The sequence below is a fragment of the Ramlibacter rhizophilus genome (genome assembly GCF_004681965.1).
Taxonomy (GTDB): domain Bacteria; phylum Pseudomonadota; class Gammaproteobacteria; order Burkholderiales; family Burkholderiaceae_C; genus Ramlibacter; species Ramlibacter rhizophilus.
Map to the genome: position 1 here is coordinate 345,439 of NZ_SMLL01000004.1, position 13,941 is coordinate 359,379.

General features: G+C 68.8%; 13 protein-coding genes. 12 read left to right on the plus strand and 1 reads right to left on the minus strand.

Features of this window, described 5'->3' with window-relative positions; translation table 11 throughout:
- Positions 1 to 77: 77 nt before the first annotated feature.
- From EZ242_RS11545 to EZ242_RS11580, 8 genes are all read left to right on the plus strand, one after another.
- Entirely contained in the window at positions 78 to 779 is a 702-nt protein-coding gene (locus tag EZ242_RS11545) for a fumarylacetoacetate hydrolase family protein (RefSeq protein ID WP_135285310.1), read from the plus strand.
- A gap of 150 nt (positions 780 to 929) precedes the next feature.
- Entirely contained in the window at positions 930 to 1,808 is an 879-nt protein-coding gene (locus tag EZ242_RS11550) for a helix-turn-helix domain-containing protein (protein WP_135285311.1), read from the plus strand.
- Between the two features lie 206 nt (positions 1,809 to 2,014).
- The gene (locus EZ242_RS11555; RefSeq protein WP_420821250.1) at positions 2,015 to 2,821 is read left to right on the plus strand and encodes an enoyl-CoA hydratase/isomerase family protein; all 807 of its coding nucleotides are present in this window, start codon (positions 2,015 to 2,017) and stop codon (positions 2,819 to 2,821) included.
- 31 nt (positions 2,822 to 2,852) lie between these two features.
- Positions 2,853 to 4,028: an ABC transporter substrate-binding protein gene (locus tag EZ242_RS11560; RefSeq protein WP_167784725.1), complete on the plus strand. Its 1,176-nt coding sequence runs from the start codon at positions 2,853 to 2,855 to the stop codon at positions 4,026 to 4,028.
- Between the two features lie 18 nt (positions 4,029 to 4,046).
- Positions 4,047 to 4,940, plus strand: coding sequence for a branched-chain amino acid ABC transporter permease (locus EZ242_RS11565; protein ID WP_167784726.1), 894 nt, complete (start codon positions 4,047 to 4,049; stop codon positions 4,938 to 4,940).
- A complete protein-coding gene (locus EZ242_RS11570) occupies positions 4,933 to 5,970 on the plus strand; it encodes a branched-chain amino acid ABC transporter permease (protein WP_135285312.1) in 1,038 nt (345 codons plus the stop codon). Before EZ242_RS11565 ends, EZ242_RS11570 begins: the two co-directional genes overlap by 8 nt.
- Positions 5,967 to 6,716, plus strand: coding sequence for an ABC transporter ATP-binding protein (locus tag EZ242_RS11575; protein WP_135285313.1), 750 nt, complete (start codon positions 5,967 to 5,969; stop codon positions 6,714 to 6,716). The genes EZ242_RS11570 and EZ242_RS11575 overlap by 4 nt, the downstream gene beginning before the upstream one ends.
- Entirely contained in the window at positions 6,713 to 7,423 is a 711-nt protein-coding gene (locus tag EZ242_RS11580; protein WP_135285314.1) for an ABC transporter ATP-binding protein, read from the plus strand. Before EZ242_RS11575 ends, EZ242_RS11580 begins: the two co-directional genes overlap by 4 nt.
- Before the next feature lie 35 nt (positions 7,424 to 7,458).
- On the opposite strand, the gene EZ242_RS11585 is transcribed toward EZ242_RS11580, so the two are convergent.
- A complete protein-coding gene (locus tag EZ242_RS11585; RefSeq protein ID WP_135285315.1) occupies positions 7,459 to 8,379 on the minus strand; it encodes a LysR family transcriptional regulator in 921 nt (306 codons plus the stop codon).
- Positions 8,380 to 8,535: 156 nt separating this feature from the next.
- Between EZ242_RS11585 and EZ242_RS11590 the strand changes: the two genes are divergently transcribed.
- The 4 genes from EZ242_RS11590 to EZ242_RS11605 all read left to right on the plus strand — a co-directional run bounded on the left by EZ242_RS11590 (position 8,536) and on the right by EZ242_RS11605 (position 13,941).
- A complete protein-coding gene (locus EZ242_RS11590; RefSeq protein ID WP_135285316.1) occupies positions 8,536 to 9,510 on the plus strand; it encodes a Bug family tripartite tricarboxylate transporter substrate binding protein in 975 nt (324 codons plus the stop codon).
- Positions 9,511 to 9,614: 104 nt separating this feature from the next.
- Entirely contained in the window at positions 9,615 to 12,596 is a 2,982-nt protein-coding gene (locus EZ242_RS11595) for a xanthine dehydrogenase family protein molybdopterin-binding subunit (RefSeq protein WP_135285317.1), read from the plus strand.
- Complete coding sequence (locus EZ242_RS11600; RefSeq protein ID WP_135285318.1) at positions 12,593 to 13,423, plus strand: FAD binding domain-containing protein; 831 nt, start codon at positions 12,593 to 12,595, stop codon at positions 13,421 to 13,423. The genes EZ242_RS11595 and EZ242_RS11600 overlap by 4 nt, the downstream gene beginning before the upstream one ends.
- Complete coding sequence (locus EZ242_RS11605; protein WP_135285319.1) at positions 13,420 to 13,941, plus strand: (2Fe-2S)-binding protein; 522 nt, start codon at positions 13,420 to 13,422, stop codon at positions 13,939 to 13,941. Before EZ242_RS11600 ends, EZ242_RS11605 begins: the two co-directional genes overlap by 4 nt.

The following is a 13,941-nucleotide window of genomic DNA, read 5'->3' on the forward strand; positions in this document are numbered from 1 at the left end:
CCATTGCTCCGAAAGCCGGGCGTCGATCGAATCCGCCCCTGAGCCAGCCCCCCGCGAATTCCTGCATCCCCATTCAAATGACCCAGTACCTCTTCCCACCGGCGCCGACACCCTCGCTGCCCGTTTGCGGCGTGCCGCAGCGGTTTCCCGTCGCGCGCCTGTTCTTCGTCGGCCGCAACTACCATGCGCATGCCGTTGAAATGGGCAAGCCTGTCGACAAGTCTTCTGAGCGGCCGTTCTATTTCACAAAGTCACCGCAGACGCTCACGCATTCGGGCGCGACCGTCGCGTACCCCAGCGAGACGGGCAACTTCCACCACGAAATGGAACTGGTGGTCGCCATCGGAAAACCAGGGTTTCGCGTCCCGGCGGAGGCCGCGCACGAGCTCGTGTACGGCTATGCCTGTGGCTTGGACATGACCCGCCGCGACCTGCAACTGGCGGCGCGGGACAAGGGGCGCCCCTGGGACCTCGGGAAGGACGTCGAACAGTCGTCGGTCTGCTCCGAGATTGTTCCGATGCCGGGTGTCATCCTGGATCGGGGCGCCCTGGCCTTGGAAGTGAACGGCCAGGTGCGGCAGAAGTCCGGCTTGAACATGTTGATCTGGAACATCCGCGAAATCATCGCGGACCTCTCCCTCTTCTACCACCTGCAACCTGGGGACCTCATTTTCACCGGGACACCCGAGGGCGTGGGTCCGGTCGTGCCCGGGGACCGGATCACAGGCTCTATCGAGGGCGTCGGCGAGCTTGCATTGACGATCGGGGCAAGGGAGTAGGGCTCCTCAATCCGCCGTTGCTAGGATCCGAATCCGACCGGGCGCACCCGCCAATCGCCCAGCGGAGCAATCAACCTGAGCGATGTTCGAGTGTTCGCCCCAGCTGTTCAGGCCACACCACAACCGCTATGGTGTCGGCAGGAGACAACAATGTCCTCAGCCGTCAAGATTTTCCAGGGGCGCTTCGGCCGCGTTGCCCTGTTGGACATGGACGCCCCCTTGGTCGGCCACGCACATCATCATTGCCACATCCTGATCAAGGCGGGAGGGGCGGACAGCGCCTTTCGCGTACGCGGGGAGCGCGCGCCCCTGACCGACGAATCGGCGGTGGTGGTGAACGCCTGGGAGCACCATGCCTATGAACACGACGCCCCGCCTGGACAGCACACGCTGATCTTGGCGCTCTACATCGAGCCCAGTTGGCTGGCCGAGATCCAGCGCTCGCTGGCGTTGTCGGCCCACCCCCGCTTCTTTCCCCACAAGAGCGTGCACCTGTCTGCGGCCACCCGAAAGATGGCAGAGGAGTTCGTCCTCGAACTGTGGTGGGACGACGAGGTATCTCCCGGACGGCTGGAAGGCCTGTTGTTCGATCTCATCATCGCTGTGGTTGAGAGCTACACGGGCTGGCGCGACCTGGCCAGCCTGCTGCGGAGCAAGCCGCCCGTCGCCATCGATCCGAGGGTTCGCCAAGCGATCGCCCTGATGCGGCGCGATGTGGCGCGCGAGCTGGATATGGACAGTGTCGCAGCCGCGACGGGACTCTCGCGGGCCCAATTCTTCCATCTGTTCCAGCGGGATACGCAAGTCACCCCGCTGGTCTACGCCAACGTGCTGCGGTTCGAGGCGGCCGTCGAGCGGCTCACGCTCAGCCAGGAACCAGTGGCCGAGATTTCTGAGCACCTGGGCTTTTCCGCCCCAGGCCATTTCTCGCGCTTCTTCCGCGCGCACCTGGGCATCACGCCCACGGACTACCGCCGCAAGGTCAATTTGTTCGAACCTCCCGCAGGACAAGCGTCGGAACTGATCTGAAAAGGCGTCCCGCGCACAAATCGCCGGATTTTTTGGTCAGTCGCCGGACGGGGCGGTCTTCCCCCGGACGCATGCGTTAGCGCTCCTCTCGTCGCTCTGCTGACACTCCTCACAAGGAGACAGCAATGCACCAACAGTCCGAGCTTGCGAAAGCGGGCAGTGGCTTCGTCGGTCAGCGCATCGAGCGCGTGGAGGCCCCCATGCGACTGCACGACCTGCGCCATCCCGCGCTCACCTTGGCCGCGGCCTTCGACGGCTACCGGGTCGAGATCGACCCGGTCCGCCAGCGCGCGGACCTGGTGCTGTGCCGGCCGCCGTTCAACGTCATCAGCATGCCGCAGCGCGAGCAGCTGCGCATCACCTTCGAGGCGCTCGAGGCCGACGAGGCCGTGCGGGTGATCGTCGTGCGGGCGGAGGGGGAGCATTTCTCCGGCGGCAGCGACATCAGGGGCTTCCTGCAGGCGACGCCGGAGCATGTTTCCCGGCTGGCATGGAATGTGGCGGCTCCGGCGCGCTGCAGCAAGCCGGTGGTGACGGCGGCGCGCGGCTATTGCTTCGGCGTCGGCTTCGAGCTTTCGCTGGCCTGCGACTTCCGGCTGGTCACGCCGACAACCCTGTATGCCCTGCCCGAACAGAAGCTGGGGCAGATACCCGGTTCCGGCGGCTCCGCCCGCTTGCAGAAGATGGTGGGGATCACGCGCACCAAGGACATCGTCATGCGTTCACGCCGGATTCCCGGCCCGCAGGCCGCCAACTGGGGCGTGGCCAGCGCATGCGTGCCGGACCGTGAGCTGGAAGCGGCCACCGATGCCTTGGTCGACGAGCTCAGGCGCTTCTCGCCGCTGGCGCAGCGAGCCGCCAAGAAGCTGCTGAACGACACGGAGGACTCGCCGCTGTCGATCGCCATCGAGCTGGAGGGCCACTGCTACTCGCGGCTGCGCAGCTCGGACGATTTCCGCAACGGCGTGGAAGCCTTCCAAGACAAGCGCAAGCCGAACTTCGTCGGCACCTGATTCGTTCCCGCTCAACCTAAGGAGACAAGCCATGCAACGCATCATCACCCTGGCATCCTCGGCCTTGGCGCTTTCCGCGCTGGGAGGCGCCGCCCTGGCCCAGACCGGGCCCATCCGCGTCGGCGTCGTCACGCCGCTGACGGGAACCTATGCCGGCATCGGCCAGCAGGTCAAATGGGGCCTCGACCTCGCGGCCCGCCAGATCAACGCCGCCGGCGGCGTCGCCGGCCGGCCCATCGAGCTGATCTACGAAGACTCCGAGGCCAATCCGGCGGTCGCCGTGCAGAAGGCCGAGAAGCTGTTCCAGTTGGGCAAGGTCGATTTCCTGACCGGCACGGTGAACTCCGGCGCCACCCTGGCCGTGGGGCAGGTGGCCGAGCGCAACGACCGGCTGATGGCCACCACCGTTTCCTTCGCCGACAGCATTACCGCCGACAAGTGCTCGCCCAACGTCTTTCGGGTGAATGCACGGGCCGGCATGCAGTCCGCGGCACTGGCCGACTGGATGGCGTCGACCAAGCCGAACGCCAATGTGTTCTACCTCGGTCCGGACTACGAGATGGGCCGCAGCACCGTGGCCGCGTTCAAGTCGGCCGCCGAGGACAAGGGCGCCAAGACTGTGGGCGAGGTGTTCGCTCCCCTGGGCAACAAGGACTACTCGCCCTTCTTCGGCCAGATCCGCTCTGCCCGCCCGGCGGTCATCTACACCTCGGTGGCCGGCAACGATACGGTTCGCCTGTTCACGCAGCTGGCGGAGTTCGGCCTCACCCGCAACGTGCAGGTGGTCGGCGCGTCCGGGACGGTGACTTCACAGAACCTGCCGGCGATCGGCAAGGCGGCCGATGGCTTCGTCACCGGGGTCGGGTATGCCACCGCCATCGACACGCCGGAGAACAAGAAGTTCGTCGCCGACTTCCAGGCCGCCAACAAGGCGGCGCCCGACCTGTACGGGGCCGACAGCTATGGCGTGCTGTTCTTCTACAAGGCTGCCGTGGAAAAGGCCAGGAGCACCGATACCGACAAGGTGCGCCAAGCCATGCGCGGCCTGCAGTGGAGTACTCCGCAAGGGCTCAAGACCATGCGCGCGGGCGACCACCAGGCCATGCAGGAGATGTACGCCATGCGGGTCAAGGACGGCAAGTTCGAGATGGTGGGCCGCGTCAAGGCAGAGGCCGCCATCGGGCCGGACACCTGCACCCGCTTCTGAACGAACGAGCAGATTGCCATGAATGCTGCCCTGGAATGGCTTCAGTTCGTGCTGGCGCCGCAGATGATCAACGGACTGTCCATCGGGGTGGCCGTCGTGCTGATGGCGCTGGGCCTGACGATCATCTTCGGCCTGCTGGACGTGATCAACATGGCGCACGGCGAGTTCTACGCCATGGGCGCTTACCTTGCCGTGGTGCTGCTCGGCCTCGGCCTGTCGTTCTGGGCGGCACTGGCCCTGGCGCCGCTCATCATGGCGGTGCTGGGCTACCTCACTGAGCGTGGCCTGGTGCAGCGCGTCTTCCACAGCCGCGACCGGCATACGCTGACGCTGCTGCTGACCTTCGGCCTGGCCGTGGTGCTGGAAGACCTGCTGAAGATCGTGTTCGGCGCCAACCCCGTGCGCATGGAGTCGCCGATCACGGGGGCGACCGAAATGGTGGGCCTCTTCTTCCCCAACTACCGCCTGTTCGTCATGCTGTTCGGCGGGGCGCTGATTGCGGCGGTCTGGCTGCTGGTGTTCCGCACTTCCCTGGGCGCGGTGGTGCGGGCAGCTGCGTTCGATCGCCAGATGAGCGCATCGCTGGGCGTGCCCGTCGCGCGCGTGTATGCCGCAACGTTTGCATTCGGCGCGGCGCTGGCGGCCACGGCCGGCGTGCTGCTGGCGCCAATCTACTCGGTGTTCCCCACCATGGGCCGCGACTTCGTGTTGATCGCGTTCAGCGTCGTGATCATCGGCGGCATGGGCTCGATCAAGGGCGCGGTGCTGGCGGGCCTGCTGCTCACGCAGGTGCAGTCCCTCTCCAGCCTCGTCATATCGCCGGTCTGGAGCGACCCCCTGCTGTTCGGGATCATGGTGCTGGTGCTCATGTGGCGGCCGCAAGGACTGTTCGGGAAGCTCGGTCATGCATGACACGGTCCTCACCACCGTGACCGCGCCGCTGAGCTCCGGGCGGCGCCGCTGGAGCGCGATGCGATGGCTGGCAACAGCCTTCTTCGGCGGCGCGCTGGTGTTCGCCGCTGCCGCCGTCCTGGTGGGCGACGTCTTCTTCCTCCGCCTGGCGACGGAGGCGCTGATCTTCGGCGGCCTGGCGCTCTCGGTCGACCTGCTGCTCGGACGCACCGGCCTGCTGCCGCTCGGGCAGGCGCTGTTCTTCGGGCTGGGTGCCTACGTTTCCGCACTGGTGCTCAAGGAGTGGAGCGCCTCCTTCTGGATCGCGCTGGGGATCACGGTCCTGACCAGCACGGCTGCCGGGCTGGTGGGCGGCGTGATCGCCATCCGCGCCAAGGGTGTGTACTTCGCTCTCATCAGCTTCGGACTGGCGCAGGTGGTGTCCAAGGTCGTCTACAACACACGCGAGCTTGGGGCCTCCGACGGCATCATCGGCGTTCCGGGAGCGGTCATTGCTCCAGGCCTCACCTCCGCCTCGCCGGCGGGATTCTTCCTGATGGTGCTGGCCTGCATGGCCGCGGTGTACCTCGGTCTGCGCTACCTGATGGACACGCCATTCGGGCGGCTTCTGGATGCGATCCGCACGAACGAGCATCGCGTGGCCTTCCTCGGTTTCGATCCGTGGCGCTACAAACTGGGTGCCTTCGTGCTGGCGGCCGTCATCGCTGGCGGAAGCGGCGCGCTGTATCCGATGCTGCGCGGCTTCGTCTCGCCGGAGCTGATGTTCTTCGAGGTCTCCGGCAGCGCGGTCATCAACGTCATCGTCGGGGGCACGGGAACCCTGATCGGGCCGCTTTACGGTAGCTCGCTGCTCACGGGCCTGCGCTCGGTCCTGGGCTCGTACACGGCCCACCACCAGATCGTGATCGGCGTGCTCTTCGTCGTCGTCGTGATCCTGATGCCGCGCGGCCTGGTCGGCTACGGCGCGCCCGTCCTGCAGCGGTGGCTGGACGCGCGGCATGGGTCCAGGCATGCGAAGGAGGTGGCGTGAGCGTCATTCTTGCGGTCGAGGGCCTGAGCGTGCAGTTCGGGGCGCTCAGGGCGGTGCAGGATGTGAGCTTCCAGGCCCTGGCCGGGAAGATCACCGCAGTGATCGGGCCGAACGGGGCGGGCAAGAGCAGCCTCTTCAACCTCATCAGCGGTGCAATTCGCCCGAGCGCGGGCACGGTGCGCTTCGAAGGACGCGAGGTGACGGGGCTGCCACCGCACCGCATGCTGACGGCCGGCCTCTCGCGCTCGTTCCAGATCACGAACCTGTTCTTCGAGCTGCCGGTGCGCGAGAACCTGCGCCTGGCCGCGCAATATCTCGAGCAAGGCCAGGGGCTCCTGCGGCCCCTCTCCCGCGGGGCGGTGGCGGCGCAACGGGTGCAGGAACTCCTGGTGCAATTCGATCTGACCGGCAAGGCCGACGAAGTCGCCGGCTTCCTCTCGCACGGCGAGCAGCGTCGGCTGGAGATCGCCGTGGCGCTGGCGTCGCGACCGCGCATGCTGCTGCTGGACGAGCCCACGCAGGGCATGAGCCATGCCGACACGCGTGACACCGAGGTGCTGATCCGCCGACTTGCGCGCAAAGAAGGCCTGGCCATCCTGCTGGTGGAGCACGACGTCGACCTGGTGATGGACCTCTCCGACCATGTCGTCGTGATGCACCAGGGCCAGAAGCTGGCCGAAGGCCCACCGGCCGCAGTTCGGGCCAATGCCGCGGTCCAGGCCGCCTATTTCGGGGAGGCACACTGATGCTGGAGTTGAAGGGCGTCCACACGCACTACGGCCTGAGCCACGTGCTGCAGGGCATCGACCTGCGCGTCGGCAAGGGTGAGGTGGTCGGGCTGTTCGGGCGCAACGGCGTAGGCAAGACCACGGTGATCAAGACCATCGCCGGGTGGGTGCCGCCATCGCGGGGCGAGGTGCTGTTCGACGGCGAGAGCCTGCGTGGCCTGGCCCCGGACTGGATCTGCCGGCGCGGCATCGGGCTGGTGCCAGAAGACCGGCGAATCTTTCCCGGCCTCACTGTCGAGGAGAACCTGCGCCTCGGCCAGATGCAGTGTCCGGCGCGGAGCCGGGCCGCGTCGCGCGCGCAGCTCGACGAGATCTACCAGCGCTTTCCGCGGCTGGCCGAAAGGCGGCGCCAGATGGGGACCACGCTGTCGGGCGGCGAGCAGCAGATGCTGGCGATCGCGCGCGTGCTGGCCGGTGCGCCGCGGCTGCTGCTGATCGACGAGCCCACGGAGGGACTGGCGCCGATGATCGTGGAGGAGCTGTTCGCGCTGATCGGGCAGCTCGCCCGCGAAGGGATTCCGATCGTGCTGGTCGAGCAGAACGTGCACCGGGCGGTGCGGCTGACCACGCGCTACTACCTGATCGAGCGCGGCCAGGTGGTGGCCCAGGGCGATTCCTCGAACGACGAGGGGCGGGCGGCGCTGCTGAGCCGCCTCAGCGTATGAGCCACGCGGAAAGTGCCGGCGCGGCCACCAGGGCCTCACGGCCGCCGGTCACCGTCGGACGGCACAGGCCCCAGGCCCACGAGGTGGCGCCGCAGAACCGAGAGGAACGCGGCGGCGGCAGGATTGAGCGGCCGTCTCGGATCGGTTACGGCCACGATCTGCCGCCTCAATCGCGGGGAGACGAAGCGATGTCCCTTCAATTCCGCGCGTTCGAGCTGGCCACGTACGGCGACATCGGGCAGGAGCGTGCAGAAATCGCTCTCTCGTACCAGCTTCACGATGGCGCTGATCGAATCGATCTGCACGCTCGGGCTCAGATTCACATCCTCCGCCTGGGCGAAGCTCTCGATGATCGCCCGCAGGCCGTGCTGGCGCGTTGGGAACACGAGCTTGAAAGCCGCCATCTCGCGGAAACTCAGGGATGCGGGCACGTCCGCGTGCGCCGGCCCGGTCACCAGGAGCAGGTCCTCCTCGGCGATGGTTTCGGTCTTGAGCGTCAGGGGCCGCCGCGGCTTGTTGACGACAGCCGCATCGAGTTTTCCCACGGCCACTGCATCGATGAGGTCGCCGCTGAAGCCGTCCGTCATGGACAGCTCGACCTTCGGGTGTGCCGGGGAAAACTCCATGAGCGCATCGACCAGGACCCCCTGGGCGATGGTCGCGATCATCCCGACGCGCACCTCCCCGGTCAGCTCACCCGTGGCTTCGACGACCTGCTCGCGCGCCCGCTGGAAATCGGTCACCACCGGCAGGAACAGGCGGTACAGGCGGCGCCCTTCGGTGGTGGGCTGCATGCCTTGCGGACTGCGCACGAACAGACGCTGGCCCACCTCCTCCTCGAGCTTGGCCATCTGCATGCTGAGTGCCGACTGCACGATGTGCAGGCGCCGTGCGGCCCGGGTCACCGAGCCTTCCTCGTACAGGCTGATGAAGTACTGGATCTGCCGGAATTCCATGCGGGCGGTTATCACTCAAACTGAATCGGAGGATCATAAAACGTTAATTGACCTGATACCCCCCGGTTTCTAGACTGCCCCACAGGACACCCCCCACATCCCGCACGCACGGAGAACACGAGCGGGACTGCGTACTAGACAAAGGAGACAAGGCTCATGCTCGCCACCCCCCGCAAAGCGCTGCAAATGCTCGCGGTCCTCGCCGCCTGCGGCATCGGTGCCGCCCAGGCGCAGGAGTACCCGACCAAGCCGGTACGCATCGTCGTGCCCTATCCGGCCGGCGGCTTCAACGACACGCTGGGCCGGCTCGCGGCCAAGCACCTGGGCGACTACTGGAAGAAGCCGGTGATCGTCGACAACAAGCCGGGTGCCGGCACCATGATCGGCACCAAGGAAGTGGCCGGCGCGGCGCCCGACGGCCACACCATCCTGGTCGTGCAGTTCCCGTACGCCGCCAACCCCTGGCTGTACAAGAACATCGCGTACGACACGCAGAAGGCCTTCGCGCCGGTGATGCTGGCAGGGCGCTCGCCCATGCTGCTGGTGACCCACGCGCAAAGTCCGTACCGCAGCGCCCAGGACGTCCTTGCCGCGGCCCGCGCCAGGCCGAATGCCTTGACCTATGGCTCCTCTGGGGCCGGCTCCTCGAACCACCTGGCGATGGCCTTGCTCGAGAGCGCCACGGGCACGCAGATGCGTCAGGTCCCGTACAAGGGCAGCACCCCCATGCTCACGGACCTGGCCGGTGGCCAGTTCGACGTGGCCCTGGACCTGCTGCCGCACGCGATGCCTTTCATGCATTCCGGCCGCGTGCGCCCGCTCGCCATCGCGGCGCCGAAGCGCTCGCCCCTGCTGCCTGATGTGCCCACGGCCGCAGAAGCCGGAATCGCCGGCTACGAGGTCTCTTCCTGGCATGGCTTCGTGGTGCCCTCCGGCACCCCGAAGGCCATCGTCGACAAGCTCAACACGGACCTCAACCGGATGCTGCACGAGGAGGAGGTGAAGAAAGCCTTCGCCGCCCAAGGCGTGGTGCCCGACGGCGGAACACCGGCGCAGTTCCGCAGCTTCATCGATGGCCAGATGGCCCTTTGGAAAAAGGTCGTGAGCGACCGCAACATCACGGTGGACTGAGCGGCCGTGCACTGTCCTGATCCGCTTTCCTGACCGGCCCGCAGCCATCGGCCTCCGCCGCCTGCTGCAGCAACGCAAGCCGAGCGACGCGCCGACACCCCCGCATGCCCGAAACACCCACTGCTCCCCCCCACCTGGGCCGACGCACGCAGCGCGTCGAAGACCGTCCGCTGCTGACGGGCCGCGGCCGTTACGGTGACGACGCGCCCGTGCGCCCCGGCACCCTGCACGCAGCGGTGCTGCGCTCGCCGCATGCCCATGCCCGCCTGCTGGGCGTTCGTGCCGACAAGGCGCTGGCCCTGCCCGGCGTGCGCGCCGTGCTGACCGGCGCCGACGTGCAACGCTGGTCCAAGCCCTTCATCGTCGGCGTGAAGGCGCCGATGGAGCTGTGGGCGCTGGCCGTGGACAAGGTGCGCTACGTGGGAGAGCCGGTCGCCGTGGTGGTGGCCGAGAGCCGCTACCTCGCGGAGGACGCGCTGGACCTGCTGGAGGCCGACTACGAGACGCTGCCGCCGGTCGTGGACATCCGCGCCGCCATCGCCGAGGGCGCACCGGTGCTGCACGAGAAGGTCGGCAGCAACGTGGTGAGCGACCGCAGCTTCCGCTACGGCGACCCCGAACAGGCCTTCGCCCGCGCGCCGCACCACGTCGCGCTCACGGTCGACTACCCGCGCAACTCCTGCACGCCGATCGAATGCGCGGTGGTGGTGGCGGAGTTCCTGTCCGAGCAGGACGGCTACGACGTGCAGTCCAACTTCATGGGCCCGTTCTCGCTGCACACCGTGATGGCGATGGCGCTCAAGGTGCCGGGCAACAAGCTGCGCCACCGCACCTTCCCGGATTCGGGCGGCAGCTTTGGGGTCAAGCAGGCCGTGCTCAATCCGGCGGTGCTGATGTGCCTGGCGGCGCGCAAGGCCGGCGCCCCCGTCAAGTGGGTGGAAGACCGCCTCGAGCACCTGACCGCCGCCACCTCGGCCACCGGCCGCCTGTGCCACGCGGCGGCGGCGGTGGAAGCCGACGGCCGCATCACCGCCTTGTCGCTGGACCAGTTCGACGACTGCGGCGGCTACCTGCGCGCCCCCGAGCCGGCCACCTTCTACCGCATGCACGGCTGCCTGACCGGCGCCTATGACATCCCCAACCTCAGCGTGCGCAACCGGGTGGTGCTGACCAGCCGGACGCCCTCCGGGCTGGTGCGCGGCTTCGGCGGACCGCAGGTGTACTTCGCGCTGGAGCGCCTGGTGCAGCGCATCGCGGTCGAACTGAACCTCGACCCGCTGGACATCTACCGCCGCAACTTCATTCCGCGCGAGGCGTTTCCCTACCGGGCCGCCGCCGGCGCGCTGATCGATTCCGGCGACTACCAGCGCGCCCTGGAGCTGGCACTGCGCGAGGGCCGCCTCGACGAACTGCGCCAGCGCCAGGCCGCCGCCCGCGCCGAGGGCCGGCTGTACGGCATCGGCTTCTCCGCCATCGTGGAGCCCTCCGTCTCGAACATGGGCTACATCACGACGGTGCTGCCGCGCGAGCAGCGCGCCAAGGCGGGTCCGAAGAACGGCGCCATCGCCGCGGCCACCGTGAGCATCGATCCGCTGGGCGGCCTGAGCGTGGTCATCGCGTCCGCGCCGGCCGGCCAGGGCCACCGCACCGTGTGCGCCCAGCTGGCGGCCGACGTGTTCGGCCTCGAGCCGGACGAGGTGTCGGTGAACATCGAGTTCGACACCGCCAAGGACGCTTGGTCGGTCGCCGCCGGCAACTACTCCAGTCGCTTCGCCGGTGCTGTGGCCGGCACGCTGCACCTGGCCTGCCAGCGCCTGCGGGACAAGCTCGCGCGTATCGCCGCCGCGCAGTTCGGATGCGAGCCCGACCAGGTCGTCTTCGCGGGCGGCAAGGTCTATCCGGAGGATGCGCCCGAGCGCGGCCAGCCCTTCGGCCGTCTGGCGGCCAGCCCGCACTGGGCGCCCGCCCTGCTGCCCGAGGGCGAGCCCGTGGGCCTGCGCGAGACGGCCTTCTGGACCCCGCCGCAGCTCACGGCCCCGGACGAGGACGACCGCGTCAACACCTCGGCGGCCTACGGCTTCGCCTTCGACATCTGCGCCGTCGAGGTGGACCGCGCCACCGGCCGCGTGCGCATCGACCGCTACGTGACCACGCACGACGCCGGCACCCTGCTGAACCCGGCCCTGGCCGACGGCCAGATCCGCGGCGCCTTCGCCCAGGGACTGGGCGCCGCGCTGATGGAGGAGTTCCGCTATGGCAGCGACGGCAGCTTCCAGTCCGGCACCTTCGCCGACTACCTGGTGCCCACCACCTGCGAGGTGCCCGACCCGGTCATCGTGCACCTGGAGACCCCCAGCCCCTTCACGCCGCTGGGCGCCAAGGGACTGGGCGAGGGCAACAACATGAGCACGCCGCCGTGCATCGCCAACGCCGTGGCCGACGCGCTGGGCGTGGCCAGCGTCACGCTGCCGCTGACCCCCTCGCGCGTGATGGACCTGCTGGGCATGGACGATCCGCCGCCCTCCGGGGGCGCCATGCCGGCCCGGCCCGCGGGTGGCAAGGCCGGCAAGGCCGGCAAGGCGCTGGCGGCGCAGGGCGAGATCCTGCTGCCGGCCGAACCCGAGGCGGTGTTCGCCGTGCTGCTCGACCCGGCGGCCCTGGCCAAGGTGATCCCGGGGTGCCACGCGCTGCAGCAGACCGGCCCCAACCGCTACCGCGCGGACGTGACGGTGGGCGTGGGCATGATCAAGGCGCGCTACGCCGCCGAGATCGCGCTGAGCGACCTGGAGCCGCCGCGCCGCCTGCGGCTGGCCGGCTCCGGCCTGTCCAGCATGGGCGCGGCCCAGGGCGCTGGCCTGGTCACGCTCGAACCGCGCGATGGCGGCACGCTGCTGCGCTACGACTACGAGGCCGAAGTCTCGGGCAAGGTGGCGGCCGTGGGTGGCCGCATGCTGGAGGGTGCGGCCAGGATCGTGCTGCGCGAGCTGTTCGAGCAACTCGGTCGGCAGGCCGGCGGCAAAGGCGCCAGCGCGCCTGCTGGCTCCTGGTGGGCACGCCTGCTGGCGGGCCTGGGGGTGGCGCGATGAAGCCCGCAGCCTTCGACTACGTGCGCGCGGAAACCGCCGACGAAGCGGTGCAACAGCTCAAGGCGCTCGGCCCCGAGGCCCGCATCCTGGCCGGCGGCCAGTCGCTGATGGCCGTGCTCAACATGCGGCTGGCGCAGCCCAGCGTGCTGATCGACATCTCGCGCAGCGACGAACTGAACTTCGTGCGCAGCGAAGGCGGCATGCTGGCCGTGGGGGCGGCGGCCACGCAGGGGAGCGTGGAATGGCGCCCGACCCTGGCGCGCGAAGTGCCGCTGCTGTCGCAGGCCTTCCCCTTCATCTCGCATTTCCAGGTGCGCAACCGCGGGACCGTGTGCGGCTCCGTGGCCCACGCCGACCCGAGCGCCGAGATCCCGCTGGTGCTGCTGGCGCTGGGCGGCGAGGTGGTGCTGCGCAACGCGAAAAAGCGCCGCACCCTGCCCGCGGCCGAGTTTTTCCAGGGCATGCTGATGACGGCGCGCGCGCCCGACGAGCTGCTCGAGCAGGTGCGCTTCCCGCTGGCCCAGCCGGGCCAGCGCAGCGCCTTCGCGGAGTTCTCGAGCCGGCATGGCGACTTCGCCATCGTTTCGGCGGCCGCCGTGCTCGACGCGCGCGGCCTGTGCCTCGCCATCGGCGGCGTGTCCGACCGGCCACGCCTGGCGCAGTGGCCGGCCGGCCTGCGCGGCGCCGAGCTGGCCGCCGCCCTCAACGACTTTGCCTGGGAGCTCGAAGCCCAGGACGACGCGCACGCCAGCGCCACCTTCCGCCGCCACCTCGTGCGCCAGCTCGGCGCGCAGGTGATCGCCCAAGCCACGGAGACTCCCCGATGAAGCAGTGCACCCGCGACCGCCAGCACACCGTGCGGCTGACGCTCAATGGCGCCGCACGCAGCGCCGCCTGCGAGCCCCGCATGCTGCTGTCCGACTTCCTGCGCGAAGGCCTGGGCGCGACCGGCACGCACGTGGGCTGCGAGCACGGCGTGTGCGGCGCCTGCACGGTGCAGATCGACGGCGTGGCCGGCCGCTCCTGCCTGGCGCTGGCGCTGCAGGTCGACGGCCGCCGCGTCGACACGGTCGAGGGCCTGTGCGATGCCGATGGGCCGATGTCCGACCTGCAGGAGGCCTTCAAGCGCCACCACGCCCTGCAGTGCGGCTTCTGCACCGCCGGCATCCTCATGAGCTGCGACGACTACCTGCGCCGCGTCCCTCATCCCAGCGAAGCCCAGGTGCGCGACATGCTGTCGGGCCATCTGTGCCGCTGCACCGGCTACACGCCCATCGTGGCGGCGGTGCTCGAAACCGCGTCGCTGCGCCGCCAGGCCGCGGCCGCCCCCCACACCGGAGACTGA